Below are 13,596 nucleotides of genomic sequence, written 5' to 3'. Positions count from 1 at the left end.
AAGCCGTTTCTGCGGATATTTGCGATACTGAGAACTGGCAGTTTGTACGATCGACATTATGTATATTCTCGAATTAACCCTGAAGGGAAACCCGCTCGGTCTCTCATTTCAACGGAAATCAGCGGAAGCAGCGGAAGAAACGTTTCAAGAAATCTTGAGCGCGATGAAGGGCGGCGGCGGATTGCTTGAATTCACTTGCGATCGCCAAACCGATAAGAAGCTCGCGGTGTTTGCCGATAGTATTGCTGCGGTTCAGATGTATGAGAAATCCAGTGCGGCAGCTTCGGGCAGACCCGCAGGATTCTCATTTGCAACGGCGGAATAAATCGATATGACCGTAGACGCGCCCATGCAGGAAGGACTCTCTGCGATTCAAGCGATCGATCTCAGTTTTGGCTGGTCGGAGGACAAGGCGATTTTGCGATCGTGTGCGCTGGATGTGCCGAAAGGAGAGTTCTGGATGCTGCTAGGCGCGAATGGGAGCGGTAAATCGACGCTGCTGAGATTGTTGGCAGGATTGTTGCAGCCGACTGGAGGAGAAATTCATATCTCGCCTCCGGTCGGTTTTGTGTTTCAAAATCCGGATCATCAGTTGGTGATGCCGACGGTGGGGGCGGATGTGGCGTTTGGGTTGGTGGATGAAGGATTGACGACGGCGGAGATTCGGCAGCGGGTGGAAGAGTCGCTGACGGCTGTAAGTTTGGGGGCGTTTCAGCGTCGTCCGATTTATGCGCTGAGTGGGGGACAGAAACAGCGAGTCGCGATCGCGGGTGCGATCGCTCGTCATTGCGATGTCCTTTTATTAGATGAGCCGACTGCGTTGCTTGATCCGGATAGCCAGTTGGAATTGGTGGCGCAGGTGCAGACGTTGGTGAAGAAGCGGGGCATTACGGCGCTTTGGGTGACGCATCGGTTGGAAGAATTGGAATATTGTGACGGGGCGTTTTTGTTGGAAAGTGGGAAAGTGGTGGATAAGGGTGATCCCGAACGACTGAAACAGAGATTAATGCAGACCGAAGACGTTGAGGATTGAGCGAATTTTAACTTGGGGAGAATGAAGAATGGCTTCTGTTAAAGTTGAGCTTTCTGACCAGCAATTTCAAGCGTTACAAGATTTGGCGCGAGAGCTTGGAATCGCTCCTGAAGAATTGCTGCGAATTAGTATTGAAGACTGGCTGAACCATCCGAAAAGCGATTTTTCTCAAGCTGCCGATTATGTGCTGCACAAGAATGCTGAACTTTATGAGCGGCTTGCATGATTCGCTATTTGCCGCTGATTGAGATTCTCGATCTACATCGTCGGATTGTTGAGACATCTGGTGGCGCGATCGGCATTCGAGATTTAGGAATGCTGGAATCTGCGATCGCTCAACCTCGAATGACGTTTGGTGGAGAAGAACTTTATCCGAGTTTGCTTGATAAAGCAGCGGCTTTAGGATTTTCGCTGGTCATGAATCATCCTTTTGTGGATGGGAATAAGCGTATTGGGCACGCGGCAATGGAAACGTTTCTAGTTCTGAATGGATTAGAAATTAGTGCATCAGTTGACGAACAAGAGCAAACTATTTTAGCGCTAGCAGCGGGTGAATTGGAGCGAGAACAGTTTGTTGAGTGGCTGAAAAAGCACGTAGTCGTAAGATAACAGTGGCGCTCACCGAGCGCAGATAACCAGTTCAGCAATAGTCCTGTACGCTCCTCTGATATGTCAAGTGTTTTAGCGTTTTGCTGAGGGCAATGAACCTCTAAAATTTCCGCCATCCCAATCTGAACTATCAAGCCAGCCATTATCTTCGGCATCCTGTAACAACATGTATGCAAGAAGCAGGGTATTGATGAATTGCTCTATTGAAACTTCCCAATGCCTAGCCATCTTTTCTAATTGCGCTTTCGTCACAGAGTCAGATGATACAAAGCGCTGCAATATATCATCGTTGCTGCACGACAATCCATATCGAAACTTATCGAAGTAAGGTCTGTACTCCTCGGTTGGATGAGGCTTCTTGAAATTGCTGAAACGAATATCTTTAAAGAAGTCAAGCTTCAAACCAGCAATAAGCCCATCAGAATCTTTACCGTGAACGTAATAATACAGAGAAGTACCTTCATTATTGAAACTACGATTAGTACGAATGAGCCTGGGAGGAACAAAATCCTTCCCCTCAAACTCTGCAAGAATTTCCTCTACTGCCATGTAAAGCGATTTGGTAATTGAATCTTGTTCTTACAATGTACAAGCACCCATAGATTTTCCATCAATAGATAGCATTGTTGCACCGCGCCGTTTGACCAATGCAACGATTTTGATTAATCGCTCAACCGAAAATGCAACGTAGGGCGATCGTAGTATGGCTAGGAAGTAGATGTATGACGACTGAGTAGCGATCAGAGTATGAATTTTCGCTACTGTCCGCGTCCTGGTTTGCAATCCACAAAACCCAACGCTTCCGCATCCAAAAAACTAGCGATCGCCATCTCCACAACTGCTTCGATCGGATATTCGATCTCCGCAGCACGCGCAATTAGAGCAACACGAATTCGCTCAGGCAAACGTCCTAAAATTACTTCTGCATCCGCTTGAGAAAGTTGCTCTTGGAGCTTGGCTTGCATGACTTTATATGTCCTCGCACATTGTGTAAATTTCTCGATCGTTGCACCGCATTTTCAAAGCAAGCAAGTTTAATGCAACGATCATCGATCACTTAGTTGCAACGGTGATATCGCGTTAGCACACTCATTGATAAATTCGTTCCGGGCATTGGAATAATGGGACTCCACAAGCCAACTTCCGCATAGTTCAGCGCCCAAAGCGTGTGGGTCACGGCTCGAATCGCTTCAGGTGATCCAATCAAAACGTGCTGTAACTTTTCACCCGTTTGATCGCCAGCATCAAATCGATCGAGCAATTCCTGTAAATTCAGGTTCATGGGCTTTTCTCCGTTTATTACACGACAAAGAAAGCCCAAAAACTAAAGCCACCCCAATCCATTAGAAATCGAGGTGGCTACTTCAGATGGTATCATCCTACGTTAGCCTCCCGGACTGTTTACGCAGTCTTGGTTGGTTAGCTGCTCATTGTTGGGTCCAATCAACTTTGGGCAGCGGCGGATTCAGTTTTTGGGATCAGCAAATTTCGCTTCACAGGTTTATTTGCTTAATTTGAGAGACTAATGGATTTTTGAAACTGCGTCAAGGTGTTGAGAGGAATTGAAATAGTGCGATCGGCATTAGCAAAAGTAATCCGTCACACCGATCAACTGAAAAAAATGCAATATTATAAAGTGTGAAGCAAATCAAACTTTACAAACCTGTCCTTTCAGCGTTGAGTGATGCCACGTTCTGCACCACAGGCACTTTTATTGGTGGACGGCTATAACATAGTCGGAGCTTGGCATGAGTTGAAACTGATTCGCGATCGAGACGGTTTGGAAGAAGCCAGACGGAAATTAGTCGAAGCGCTCATTGGATTTAGCTCCTACCAGAATTTTGAAACGCATATTGTGTTTGACGCGCAATATCGAGATTGTCCGACGAATCGCGAGGAGATTACGCAGCATCTCTATGTGTGCTACACCGATTTTGGACAGACGGCAGATACGTATATCGAGAAAACTTGTGCGGATTTTCGGCATGACATTCGCAAGTTTAAGCAGCGGTTGATTGTGGCAACTAGCGATCGCGCTCAGCAATTAACCGTAGTGGGATATGGTGCAGAGTGGATGTCTGCGGAAAAATTGGCGAATGAAGTCGAGTTTTCGGCGCGGCGGGTTCAGAGTAAATTGAAACCGAAAAAAAAATCAGCGGGACGATTGTTAATGCACTCGATCGATCCGGATGCTCAGAAACGCTTGGATGATTTGCGGTTTGGGAAAGACAAGCGCGATTGAAATTCTGTCCTCATTGCTCGGTAGAATCTTCGATACGAGTGGGGCAACACAGATGAAGCGCAGATTTGTATTAGGAGCCGCGATCGCATCAAGCTCTTTAACGGCTTGTACGATTCGCAAACGAGGAGCAGCAACGGCGGGAACAGCTTTACCGTCAGTGAGATGGCGCATGGCGACCAGTTGGCCCAAATCGTTAGAGACGATTTTCGGTGGAGCAGAAACGGTGTGTCGGCGCATTTCAGAAATGACCGATGGACGATTTGTGATTCAGCCGTTTGCAGCCGGGGAAATTGTGCCGGGATTGCAAGTTTTGGATGCGGTGCAGAATGGCACGGTCGAATGTGGACATACCGCGAGTTACTATTACACCGGAAAAAATCCAGCGTTGGCGTTTGGCTGTGCGGTTCCGTTTGGGCTGAATGCTCAACAGCAAAATGCTTGGCTGTATCACGGGGGCGGATTGGATGCGATGCACAAGCTGTATTCGGATTTCAGCATCATTAACTTTCCGGCGGGTAATACTGGGGTGCAGATGGGCGGCTGGTTTAAGCGACGGGTGAACTCGATCGCGGATCTCAAAGGCTTAAAGATGCGAATTCCGGGTCTCGGTGGCGAAGTGATGTCGCGACTGGGCGTGAATGTACAGGTACTTCCGGGGGGCGAGATTTATTTGGCGTTGGATCGAGGCGCGATCGATGCGGCGGAGTGGGTGGGACCTTATGACGATGAGAAACTTGGTTTGCATAAAGCCGCGAAGTTTTACTACTACCCTGGCTGGTGGGAACCGGGACCGACTTTAGAAACGCAGATTAATTTAAACGCTTGGCGGAAGTTGCCAAAAGAGTATCAGGAAGTTCTTAAAACGGCGGCTTTTGAAGCGAATGTGAATATGTTGGCGCAATATGATGCGCTAAATCGAGAAGCGATCGCACGTCTGGTCGCAGGCGGAACGCAGTTGACTCCATACAGTAAAGAGATTATGCAGGCGGCTCAGAAAGCTTCGTTTGAATTGTACGAGGCGAATGCAGCGAAAAATAATACGTTTAAGCAAGTGTATGGACAGTGGAAGCAGTTTCGCGATCAGGTTTATCAGTGGAACAAGATTAATGAGTTGAGCTTTTCGGATTTCTCATTGCGATCGGGAAATTGAATACCGTAAAATACCCGAACGTTATTAATGCAGAATTCTAGTCGCTTCATTATCGTTGTTTACTGTTGCAGCGGTAAATAAATCACGAACTCTGTTCCTTGATTAGGATGCGAAAAGCACTCTAGCTTACCCTGATGTTTTTCAACAATGATGTGATAGCTAATCGACATCCCTAAACCTGTTCCTTTGCCTACAGGTTTAGTCGTGAAAAACGGATCAAAAATTCGGTTTCTAATCGTTTCAGGAATACCTGAACCATTATCTGCGATCGCAACCTTCACCCACTGATTGTCAATCATTGATGTTCGGATTTGAATTTGAGGTGCGAAATCTTTTTGCTTCGCGCTCATCTCTTCTAAGGCATCGATCGCATTTGCCAGAATGTTCATCACGACTTGATTGAGTTGTCCAGGGTAGCAATCGATTGGGGGTAATCGATCAAAGTCTCGAATGATTTCGATCGCGGGTCGTTTAGCGATCGCTTTGAGACGATGTTGCAGAATCATTAATGTGCTTTCAATGCCCTCGTGCAGATCAACCGTTTTGAATTCCGCTTCATCCATGCGAGAAAAGTTTCGCAACGACAACACAATTTCACGAATCCGATCCGTTCCGACTTTCATTGAATCCAAAACTTTAATCAAGTCTTCTTGCAAAAAGTCGAGATCAATATCCTCTGCCTCTGCTCGAATTTCTGGAGCCGGGTTCGGATAGTAGGCTTGGTAAAGTTGCACCAAGTTCAGTAAATCGTCTGCGTAGTTCTGCACATGATCGAGGTTGCCGTGAATAAAGTTCACTGGATTATTGATCTCATGAGCAACGCCCGCAACTAATTGCCCTAAACTCGATAGCTTTTCTTGCTGTACCATTTGCAGTTGGGTTTGCTGGAGTTCTTTGAGCGTCTGTTGCAGATGATTCGACAATTGTTCTGCTTGATTGCGAGCTTCATTCACGGCGACGATTTGAGGAAAAATTGTCCAACACGCGATCGCAATTCCAATAAATGAAAGGACTAGAATGAGGACAACTAATAGATTTGCACTCGATTCTAGGGCGCTTTGGCTCACTAAGCGACTACTGAACCAACTGACGATCGTGGCTCCGCAGATGAATACGATCAATACTAAGACTTGCAGCGCAATAAAGCCTTGAAGATCTTGGCGGTCTCGATACTGATACCAACGATTGAGCCATTCAGGAACCTTCAAAGTCCAGGAAAACTGTTGGATAAATCGATCGACCATCAAAATCACGATCGGGAGCAGTAGACCAATCACCAAGTCTTGCAGTCCCCAAGCACATCCTCCAACGACTAAGACAACAATCTCTAGTCCGCATAATCCCAGTGACAGTCTTGGAAATAGGACGGCTGAGTCGCCACGCTGCTGCCAGAGTCCCCAATGGAGCACAATAAAGCAGATTAGCCAACCGACTGTTGTAATCATCACAATTCGGTGAACATCTCCCCAAATCAACCAAGCCACACTCAAAACCAAGGTCAAAAGTAAACCAGGCGCGAAGACTCCTTGACGGGAAGTAACCCCAAAGATCGGTGAGATTTGTCGATCGTGCGCGAGTTGATACAAAATTCGTGGACAGATTGCAACTGCCGTTGCACAAGATAAAAGGCTACTTGATACAACGAGAAAGGTGATCAGAAACGAAGCAGATTGTCCCCAGAAGGATTTCGCGGCTGAGAGTAGATTCAGAAACGTATTACTACCCGATCCTGGTTCTATCGCTAGATGCAGCAAAATCCAGGAACCGCCGATATAAACGATCGGGATCAGTGCTGCTGCAAGTAACAAGCTTTGTAATGTTCCGCAGGGACGCTTACTATCTGCAACAAAAACGGATGCCGTTTCGCAAGCGTAGAAAGCATAAGTTCCATTGAGATACCACTTTGCCCATCCTTGGAATGAAAAGGTTACATTGCTATCTGTAAACCCAATCAGAGAGGATGTTGTGATGACTGCATGAGTTCCTTGCAAACAAAATGCAAGCAAAAAGCCGACCGCAGGAAGTAAGAAGATGAGATGCAGTGTTCCGAGTGCATGGCTACCACTAAAAGCAACAATAAAGGCTAGAACCGTGAATCCGATTCGTAGAATGATATCAGGTAGCACAATTCCTAACGGATTAAGAATCGTCTGAATCAAGTCAGCGAGAATGATCGCATTCACAGGAAGAACAGCGATCCAACTCACTAAGTAACCGATCGCAGCATAGCTCGTTAGCGTCGGATAATCCTTTAATAAATGCGTGACGTAGTTTGGCGTTCCTCCAGCCACATCTGGAAATCCTCGTCCCAAACTCCGAACTTGCAGCACAATGATCACACCGACGATCGCACCGGGAATCCAAACCCATAACGCTTGATTGCCCAATTCAGCTTGGGTTCCGGGTGCAACTCCCATCCACAACAAAAGTCCGGTTAGACCGAATCCCCAAGTTTCAATCAGACTGAGCTGACGAGGTAATGGAGTCAAGCTCGATGAATCTGTCAGATCAACTTGCGGAGAACGGGTGTCTAATTGCTGAATCATCGTTAAAACTGACAATAGGGCACTCAACCTAAGCGCTGCTGGGGACTGTCTCGGCGCTGACAGGTTGTGCTTAACATTCCCTATGGCGCAAATGTTTCAACAGATTAAAAAGCGAATCAAGCGGCTGATCTCCTTTGGCACACAGCAGTTAGATTAGAATTCACCCTCAGATACAAACTCGTCTTGCTCTGAATGCCAAACACGGATGTTTCTCGATCGCGGATTAACGCCCGAACAAATTCGATAAACGTTTCTCGGTCTTTGACAGCTTCGAGAGAGAGTCGATCAGTGTCTTCTCCATATTCGCAAAAGTCCTGCTCGGAAAAAGGAGGAACAAGCGGAACTTAATTAAATTGATTTCGACCCCTGGCAGAATTGCTAGGAGTTTATTAACCACCACTACCCGGTAAATGTAAGCGGTAATAGTAATTTAGAGCGGCAATAACGACGATACAAATTAGATAGGAGAGAACAGCGATCGCTAATTTCTTCTCAATCGATTTTCGAGCCGCGATCGCCCCCAAATAGATGAAATAGGTTCCTAAAACAACACTTATTCCAATGAATAGATAAGCAAGGTTTCTTTGTGCATATCCTAATTCACTAATAAAGCCATCAGGAAACCCAAGCTGATCAACATAGCTCAAGTAAATGAGAGAGGCGACAAAAGCAACGCCTCCAAGCAAATAAGCAGCAATACGATTTAACGCTCTACGTGTCATCCTCCAGCCTTTCCCAATCGATCGCGCTAATTGTCGTTTCGTCGATCGCCTTTCTTCTCTTCTTGCGCTTTATGTTCTTTCAGCAACTGACTTACCTTCGTTTGAATTGCTTTATGCTGTTCAATTCCTTCAAACGCATAGCGATTGTATCCGGTTGTTGTAATCAGTTCTTGTAGATAACTTACTCGATCGTTTGGTAACGGATGCGAAGCTAACCACTCTGGAGGACGATTTCGCTGTTCTTTTTCTTCTTGTTTTTGCAGTGTGACCATCAGATTGTATAAACCATCTGAAGCATAGTTCGTCGATGCAAGCAACCGAGTTCCGAGAACATCTGCTTGACGTTCCATCTCGCGACTGTAGCTCAAGGTTGTAATATCTGTGAGCAAGCCACCCACATAAGGAATGAACTGAGTTAAATTTGCAGTTAAGGTTCCTTCCGTGATCAATTGGAAACTATGCGACAGAACTGCGTGAGAGAGTTCATGTCCGAGCAGTCCAGCCAGTTCAGCTTCGGAATTCGCTTTCTCGATCGCGCCTGCATTGATAAACACTTTCCCGCCCGGAAGCGCAAACGCATTCAACTTATCATCCAGCACTACATTGAATTCATACTTAAATTCCTTTCGCCCCGCAGCAGTCGCTAGCTTTTGCCCCAGACCATTGACGTAATCATTCACCTCTTGATCTTTGACGAGATCAAGCTGCCGTTGAGCCTGCCGCATGACTCGTTCTCCGACTGCCGATTCTCCACGAAGTAACAGTGCAGTATTTTGAACCGCAGTCAGAGGACCGAACAAACTTCCAGTAAGTGCATACCCGATCGCACCTGTGAGAATGCCACCGATGAGATTTCCACGTAATTTACCGCGTAATTGTCTTTGATAACGATCTTGATACTGCTCTGCAAGCTTGGTAAATTCAGCCGTTTGAGGATGATCCGGATTGAGTAAGGCGAATTGTCGAGATGCGATCGATGCCTCAATCCATTTCTCATTCTTCGCATATGCGGCAACTTTTGCTTTGATTAATTCCGGCTGACTTGGAAACTGAGTTGCCGCTTTTTCTAGAACAGTTAAGGCTTGCTCTTTCTTGCCATATTTCTCAAGTGCTTCTGCATATCGCAACTGTCCCGGAATAAATTGCGGATACTCTTTCACCAGCAATTCCAACGGCACAAAAATTCGACTTTCTAAATTCTGAGCGAGTCCCGCTTCTGATTCACGCCAATAGACTGTTCCGGCAGGTGAAAGTTTTTCTGGATCAGTAATCACTTCTTGAACACTGGCTTCTTTGACTCCAGCAAAAGCAGGTTTCACTTCCCGATAAAGCTTTTCGGCTCCAGCTTTGTCACCTGATTTAAATAGTCGATCGGCTTCAATTAGTTTCTTCTCACGCTCTGAGAGTTCAGGCGGTTTAGCGACTTCTGCGGGTTTCGTTTCGACCGGGGGCGAACTTGCGGAAACAGAAATCGCAAAGATGATCGGACGAACGAGAAGCAGAATGGCACAACAAAGGACGACGAACCTTGGAAGGAACCAGCGAAACCGTTTCCGCACAGCTTGCTTCTTCATCTGAAACTCCCAGATTTTTAGACGTGAGATTTTATCAAGATGTCTGCAAAGTTTTGTCGCGATCGCTCATCCTAAATCTAGTTCTTCAGTCCCCTTTAGTGGACTTCGTTCGATTAGCCCCGAATTCCATTCCGGGGTGGGTGAGTACGAAGACCGATCGCTTTGCAAACATCTTCTTAAAATCGCATACTTTATCGATCTAAAACCGCTGCAATTTGCCGCTTTGCAGAATCTTTGGCTAACTGTTTCGCAATCTTTTTCGGAAGTTTTTTCTTCAGCTTACGCACCACTTTCTTCACGATTTTCTTTGCCAACTTTTTCTTATGGCTACCCATTGTTTTCTCCTATGCAAATGCAGATGAACCAAAATCAGGCGGAATATCTTGCCATCGTCCTTGACCGACTGCCCGAACTGCCTCTGTCAGTGAAACATCTCCGGTGTACAGCGCTTTTCCCACGATCGCACCTGTCACGCCCTGCGGCTCTAATGCTAACAAACTCAATAAATCCGTGAGCGAACTCACTCCACCCGAAGCAATCACCGGAATTGCCGCGATCGCTGCCAAATCTCTCAACGCTTCCAAGTTCGGACCCTGCATCGTACCATCGCGATGAATATCCGTGTAAATAATTGCCGCTGCTCCCAATTGCGCCATCCGTTCCGCTAAATCAGTCGCCAACACTTCCGAAGTCTCAAGCCATCCTTTTGTCGCAACTTTTCCATTTCGCGCATCAATTCCGACCATAATCTGCCCCGGAAATTCTCCACACAACTGCGCGACCAATTCAGGCTGTTCAACCGCAACGGTTCCAAGAATTGCCCATCTCACCCCTGTCGAAAGTAATGCCGCAACCGCAGATCGATCGCGTAATCCTCCGCCCACTTCAACCGGAATCTCTAGCGCTTCGACAATCGATCGAATCGCATCCAAATTCACCGGATGTCCAGCTTTCGCACCATCCAAATCGACTAAATGTAATCGAGTCGCGCCTTGAGCTTCCCACTGACGCGCCACAGCAACGGGATCATCATTAAACACTTGCGATTGATTGTAATCACCTTGATACAGTCGCACACATTTACCATCGAGTAGATCGATCGCGGGTATCACTTCCATCGGTTTGTCTCATCTACAAAGCAAACAAATCGTAGTCATAGATCTGTCTCCAGATCAACAGACAGCGATCGAGAAGATCAGTTATTCTTCTGACTAAAATTATGTTTGAGGATAAACTGTGTTTCCGGTCAGCGACGACAATCCAACCCGCATCACCCCCTATGTCACATACGGAATCATTGCGGTCAACGTTTTAGTCTTTATTTATCAGTTATCGCTTACCCCGCCTGAGCTAGAAAACTTCTTCTACACTTGGGCGGTTGTGCCAAGTCAGTTAACCAAAAGTCTTCTAGGTGAACCGCTGCAGAATCAGGCGTTTCCAGAATGGATCACGCTGATTACGTCGCAGTTTCTTCATGGGGGATTTGCTCACATCGCGGGAAATATGCTGTTTCTTTGGATCTTCGGAAACAACGTCGAAGATCGGCTGGGACATGTTCGATTTTTAATTTTCTACATTGCTTGTGGAATGTTGGCTGCCTTAACCCAGTGGTTTTTCTCGGCTAACTCGAATATTCCATCGCTTGGAGCCAGTGGCGCGATCGCGGGTGTGATGGGCGCGTATATTTTGAAATTTCCTGGAGCCGCAGTCACAACGATCATCCCGCCGTTTATCTTTTTCCCGTTTCGGATTCCGGCTTGGGCATATTTGGGAGTTTGGTTTATTCAGCAAGCATTCTATGGATTTGCCAGCTTAAACGTTCCAGCGAATATCGGCATGGAACAAGGTGGAGTCGCATACTGGGCACATGCAGGCGGATTCGTCTTTGGCGCAGTTTTGGGACCCTTACTCGGACTTTTTTCAAATCGGGATAAACGATACTCCCCTTGACATTCCCCACCGCGTGACGGACTACTAGAGCAAAAAGGAAAATCAGAGCGTCCAGAGATGCACGCCCTCCGGCTGCGTCTGGAGGGTTTTTTGCAGTTAAAATTCAAAGAGTACTCTTTGCTTGCTGTGCGATGAATATGCCAACGCTGAAACGATTCACGATCGAGGAATATCATCACTTAACCGAGTTGGGATTTTTCCAGGAAGACGATCACGTTGAACTGATTCGAGGACAGTTAATTTATATGGCAGCAAAAGGAACACCACATTCTGTTTGTAGTACTCGTTTGAATCGTCAACTCACAAAGCTAATCGGGGATCAAGCAACCTTGCGTGGACAAGAACCGATCGCACTACCGAATGATGGTGAGCCAGAACCCGACTTCGCGATCGTTCGTAATCGCCCTGATGATTATCTTTCGGGACATCCTCGCTCAGAAGACATTTTGCTGCTGATCGAAATTTCGGATTCATCTCTGACGTATGACCAAGAGACGAAGTTAGAACTGTATGCAGAGGATGAAATTCAGCATTATTGGATTTTTAATTTGATCGATCGCGTTCTAGAAATGTACAGCGAACCGTATCAGAAATCAGCATCAAAATTTGGCTATCGATTGAAGCGGATTGCGCTGCCGGATGAGCGTGTTAAGTTGCCTCAGTTTTCGGAATTGTGCTTAGATTTGTCGATCGTTTTTCCAATGCCTACTGTCTAATGAAATATGCGATCGCGCTTGGTAGTAACTTAGGAGATTCTCGATCGATTCTAGAATCTGCACTGAATCGATTAGCAACGGTTGTCGCTCGCTCGTCCTGGTATCAAACGAAAGCCGTAACACTTCCAAACAGTCCACCTCAGCCCGATTACATCAATGGATGCGCGATTCTCGAAACAGAGTTAGAACCGCTCGAACTTTTAGCAAAACTTCAGCAGATTGAGACGGAATTTGGGCGAATTCGACACCAGAAATGGGATGCTCGTACTCTTGACTTAGATATTCTCCTGATTAATGATGTAGTATTCCAAACTGAGACGCTCGAAGTTCCCCATCCTCGAATGAGCGATCGCGCTTTTGTGCTGGTGCCTTTAGCGGAGATTGCCCCTGATTGGAAACATCCTCGATTGAATCGATCGATCGCGCAACTGCTTCAATCGATCGATGCTTCAGATGTGAAAAAGCTTTGAGCTTGATAACCCTTCACCCTATTAAATTCATGCGTCTGGGATCAGAACCTCCTCAACTCCTGAAACAGCGTCTTTTGTACAAAGGACGGAAATTTAACTTTGAAGTCAATAACCTACGATTGCCGAACAAAGCAGAAGGTGATTGGGAATGTATTCGGCATCCGGGCGGCGCGTTGGTGATTCCAGTGACAACCGATGGAAAGCTGGTGTTGGTGAAACAGTATCGATTTGCAGTGCAGCGACGGTTGTATGAGTTTCCAGCGGGAACTGTGGAGCTAGGAGAAGATCCGTTAGAGACAGTACAGCGAGAAGTTCAGGAAGAAACAAGCTACACTTCAGAGAATTGGAAAAAGCTGGGGGAATTCTTTTTAGCTCCGGGCTATTCGGATGAAGTAATTTATGCGTTTTTAGCCACCGAAGCGACACCCGTTGAGAATCCGCCCGATCAAGATGAGGACGAAGATATTGAGACAGTGTTAATGACTCCCCAAGAAGTTGAATCTGCGATCTACGCTGGAGATATTGCGGATTCTAAGTCGATTTCGAGCTTCTTATTGGCACGTCCACTGTTGTTTGATTAAGTT

Annotated in this window: 18 protein-coding genes; 10 read left to right on the top strand and 8 right to left on the bottom strand. The window is 46.4% G+C overall.

The features are described from left to right. Nucleotides 1-58: 58 nt before the first annotated feature. Genes NIES2104_RS11385 through NIES2104_RS11370 form a run of 4 tightly spaced genes read left to right on the top strand, consistent with a single transcriptional unit; the run spans nucleotide 59 to nucleotide 1,642 of the window. Nucleotides 59-325 carry a hypothetical protein gene (locus NIES2104_RS11385; protein ID WP_058998324.1) on the top strand — a complete coding sequence of 89 codons (267 nt, stop codon included), beginning with the start codon at nucleotides 59-61 and terminating at the stop codon, nucleotides 323-325. A 6-nt stretch (nucleotides 326-331) separates the two neighbouring features. Further along, nucleotides 332-1,033 carry an energy-coupling factor ABC transporter ATP-binding protein gene (locus NIES2104_RS11380; RefSeq protein WP_058998323.1) on the top strand — a complete coding sequence of 234 codons (702 nt, stop codon included), beginning with the start codon at nucleotides 332-334 and terminating at the stop codon, nucleotides 1,031-1,033. A 28-nt stretch (nucleotides 1,034-1,061) separates the two neighbouring features. Beyond that, nucleotides 1,062-1,259, top strand: a complete 198-nt coding sequence (locus NIES2104_RS11375) for a hypothetical protein (RefSeq protein ID WP_058998322.1) — start codon at nucleotides 1,062-1,064, stop codon at nucleotides 1,257-1,259. After that, the gene (locus tag NIES2104_RS11370; RefSeq protein WP_082689969.1) at nucleotides 1,256-1,642 is read left to right on the top strand and encodes a type II toxin-antitoxin system death-on-curing family toxin; all 387 of its coding nucleotides are present in this window, start codon (nucleotides 1,256-1,258) and stop codon (nucleotides 1,640-1,642) included. Before NIES2104_RS11375 ends, NIES2104_RS11370 begins: the two co-directional genes overlap by 4 nt. A gap of 72 nt (nucleotides 1,643-1,714) precedes the next feature. Here NIES2104_RS11370 and NIES2104_RS11365 read toward each other — a convergent pair whose 3' ends face one another. The 3 genes from NIES2104_RS11365 to NIES2104_RS11355 all read right to left on the bottom strand — a co-directional run bounded on the left by NIES2104_RS11365 (nucleotide 1,715) and on the right by NIES2104_RS11355 (nucleotide 2,924). After that, nucleotides 1,715-2,191 carry a hypothetical protein gene (locus NIES2104_RS11365; protein ID WP_058998321.1) on the bottom strand — a complete coding sequence of 159 codons (477 nt, stop codon included), beginning with the start codon at nucleotides 2,189-2,191 and terminating at the stop codon, nucleotides 1,715-1,717. A gap of 209 nt (nucleotides 2,192-2,400) precedes the next feature. Then, the gene (locus NIES2104_RS11360; RefSeq protein ID WP_058998320.1) at nucleotides 2,401-2,607 is read right to left on the bottom strand and encodes a hypothetical protein; all 207 of its coding nucleotides are present in this window, start codon (nucleotides 2,605-2,607) and stop codon (nucleotides 2,401-2,403) included. Nucleotides 2,608-2,699: 92 nt separating this feature from the next. Further along, complete coding sequence (locus NIES2104_RS11355) at nucleotides 2,700-2,924, bottom strand: hypothetical protein (protein WP_058998319.1); 225 nt, start codon at nucleotides 2,922-2,924, stop codon at nucleotides 2,700-2,702. 402 nt (nucleotides 2,925-3,326) lie between these two features. On the opposite strand from NIES2104_RS11355, the gene NIES2104_RS11350 reads away from it, so the two are divergent. Both NIES2104_RS11350 and NIES2104_RS11345 read left to right on the top strand, forming a co-directional pair. Beyond that, nucleotides 3,327-3,884 (top strand): NYN domain-containing protein, encoded by a 558-nt coding sequence (locus NIES2104_RS11350; protein ID WP_058998318.1) that lies wholly within the window; start codon nucleotides 3,327-3,329, stop codon nucleotides 3,882-3,884. Between the two features lie 52 nt (nucleotides 3,885-3,936). Then, nucleotides 3,937-5,034 carry a TRAP transporter substrate-binding protein gene (locus NIES2104_RS11345; RefSeq protein ID WP_059001671.1) on the top strand — a complete coding sequence of 366 codons (1,098 nt, stop codon included), beginning with the start codon at nucleotides 3,937-3,939 and terminating at the stop codon, nucleotides 5,032-5,034. 59 nt (nucleotides 5,035-5,093) lie between these two features. Here NIES2104_RS11345 and NIES2104_RS32960 read toward each other — a convergent pair whose 3' ends face one another. The 5 genes from NIES2104_RS32960 to hisA all read right to left on the bottom strand — a co-directional run bounded on the left by NIES2104_RS32960 (nucleotide 5,094) and on the right by hisA (nucleotide 10,994). Then, nucleotides 5,094-7,580, bottom strand: coding sequence for an ATP-binding protein (locus NIES2104_RS32960; protein WP_058998317.1), 2,487 nt, complete (start codon nucleotides 7,578-7,580; stop codon nucleotides 5,094-5,096). Nucleotides 7,581-7,969: 389 nt separating this feature from the next. Then, nucleotides 7,970-8,302 carry a hypothetical protein gene (locus tag NIES2104_RS11335; RefSeq protein ID WP_058998316.1) on the bottom strand — a complete coding sequence of 111 codons (333 nt, stop codon included), beginning with the start codon at nucleotides 8,300-8,302 and terminating at the stop codon, nucleotides 7,970-7,972. Between the two features lie 26 nt (nucleotides 8,303-8,328). Further along, nucleotides 8,329-9,876, bottom strand: coding sequence for a M48 family metalloprotease (locus tag NIES2104_RS11330; protein WP_058998315.1), 1,548 nt, complete (start codon nucleotides 9,874-9,876; stop codon nucleotides 8,329-8,331). Between the two features lie 191 nt (nucleotides 9,877-10,067). After that, nucleotides 10,068-10,211 (bottom strand): hypothetical protein, encoded by a 144-nt coding sequence (locus NIES2104_RS31710; RefSeq protein ID WP_156426925.1) that lies wholly within the window; start codon nucleotides 10,209-10,211, stop codon nucleotides 10,068-10,070. Nucleotides 10,212-10,220: 9 nt separating this feature from the next. Then, on the bottom strand, nucleotides 10,221-10,994 hold the full coding sequence (gene hisA / locus NIES2104_RS11325) for a 1-(5-phosphoribosyl)-5-[(5-phosphoribosylamino)methylideneamino]imidazole-4-carboxamide isomerase (RefSeq protein WP_058998314.1): 774 nt from the start codon (nucleotides 10,992-10,994) through the stop codon (nucleotides 10,221-10,223). 118 nt (nucleotides 10,995-11,112) lie between these two features. On the opposite strand from hisA, the gene NIES2104_RS11320 reads away from it, so the two are divergent. From NIES2104_RS11320 to NIES2104_RS11305, 4 genes are all read left to right on the top strand, one after another. Continuing rightward, entirely contained in the window at nucleotides 11,113-11,826 is a 714-nt protein-coding gene (locus tag NIES2104_RS11320) for a rhomboid family intramembrane serine protease (protein WP_058998313.1), read from the top strand. Between the two features lie 131 nt (nucleotides 11,827-11,957). After that, nucleotides 11,958-12,542 (top strand): Uma2 family endonuclease, encoded by a 585-nt coding sequence (locus NIES2104_RS11315; protein WP_058998312.1) that lies wholly within the window; start codon nucleotides 11,958-11,960, stop codon nucleotides 12,540-12,542. Further along, complete coding sequence (gene folK / locus NIES2104_RS11310) at nucleotides 12,542-13,012, top strand: 2-amino-4-hydroxy-6-hydroxymethyldihydropteridine diphosphokinase (RefSeq protein WP_058998311.1); 471 nt, start codon at nucleotides 12,542-12,544, stop codon at nucleotides 13,010-13,012. Before NIES2104_RS11315 ends, folK begins: the two co-directional genes overlap by 1 nt. Nucleotides 13,013-13,041: 29 nt before the next feature. After that, nucleotides 13,042-13,593 (top strand): NUDIX hydrolase, encoded by a 552-nt coding sequence (locus NIES2104_RS11305; protein ID WP_058998310.1) that lies wholly within the window; start codon nucleotides 13,042-13,044, stop codon nucleotides 13,591-13,593. Nucleotides 13,594-13,596 lie beyond the last annotated feature (3 nt).

Source organism: Leptolyngbya sp. NIES-2104, assembly GCF_001485215.1.
In the GTDB taxonomy this organism is placed as follows: Bacteria; Cyanobacteriota; Cyanobacteriia; order Leptolyngbyales; family Leptolyngbyaceae; genus Leptolyngbya.
The sequence above is the reverse complement of the archived record's forward strand: the minus strand, read 5'-3'. Positions and strand labels throughout refer to the sequence as shown.

Excerpts from the sequence above, each read along its gene's own strand:
- NIES2104_RS11385 (WP_058998324.1), top strand. The coding sequence starts at position 59 with ATGTATATTCTCGAATTAACCCTGAAGGGAAACCCGCTCGGTCTCTCA.
- NIES2104_RS11380 (WP_058998323.1), top strand. The coding sequence starts at position 332 with ATGACCGTAGACGCGCCCATGCAGGAAGGACTCTCTGCGATTCAAGCG.
- NIES2104_RS11375 (WP_058998322.1), top strand. The coding sequence starts at position 1,062 with ATGGCTTCTGTTAAAGTTGAGCTTTCTGACCAGCAATTTCAAGCGTTA.
- NIES2104_RS11370 (WP_082689969.1), top strand. The coding sequence starts at position 1,256 with ATGATTCGCTATTTGCCGCTGATTGAGATTCTCGATCTACATCGTCGG.
- NIES2104_RS11365 (WP_058998321.1), bottom strand. The coding sequence starts at position 2,191 with ATGGCAGTAGAGGAAATTCTTGCAGAGTTTGAGGGGAAGGATTTTGTT.
- NIES2104_RS11360 (WP_058998320.1), bottom strand. The coding sequence starts at position 2,607 with ATGCAAGCCAAGCTCCAAGAGCAACTTTCTCAAGCGGATGCAGAAGTA.
- NIES2104_RS11355 (WP_058998319.1), bottom strand. The coding sequence starts at position 2,924 with ATGAACCTGAATTTACAGGAATTGCTCGATCGATTTGATGCTGGCGAT.
- NIES2104_RS11350 (WP_058998318.1), top strand. The coding sequence starts at position 3,327 with ATGCCACGTTCTGCACCACAGGCACTTTTATTGGTGGACGGCTATAAC.
- NIES2104_RS11345 (WP_059001671.1), top strand. The coding sequence starts at position 3,937 with ATGAAGCGCAGATTTGTATTAGGAGCCGCGATCGCATCAAGCTCTTTA.
- NIES2104_RS32960 (WP_058998317.1), bottom strand. The coding sequence starts at position 7,580 with ATGATTCAGCAATTAGACACCCGTTCTCCGCAAGTTGATCTGACAGAT.
- NIES2104_RS11335 (WP_058998316.1), bottom strand. The coding sequence starts at position 8,302 with ATGACACGTAGAGCGTTAAATCGTATTGCTGCTTATTTGCTTGGAGGC.
- NIES2104_RS11330 (WP_058998315.1), bottom strand. The coding sequence starts at position 9,876 with ATGAAGAAGCAAGCTGTGCGGAAACGGTTTCGCTGGTTCCTTCCAAGG.
- NIES2104_RS31710 (WP_156426925.1), bottom strand. The coding sequence starts at position 10,211 with ATGGGTAGCCATAAGAAAAAGTTGGCAAAGAAAATCGTGAAGAAAGTG.
- hisA (WP_058998314.1), bottom strand. The coding sequence starts at position 10,994 with ATGGAAGTGATACCCGCGATCGATCTACTCGATGGTAAATGTGTGCGA.
- NIES2104_RS11315 (WP_058998312.1), top strand. The coding sequence starts at position 11,958 with ATGAATATGCCAACGCTGAAACGATTCACGATCGAGGAATATCATCAC.
- folK (WP_058998311.1), top strand. The coding sequence starts at position 12,542 with ATGAAATATGCGATCGCGCTTGGTAGTAACTTAGGAGATTCTCGATCG.
- NIES2104_RS11305 (WP_058998310.1), top strand. The coding sequence starts at position 13,042 with ATGCGTCTGGGATCAGAACCTCCTCAACTCCTGAAACAGCGTCTTTTG.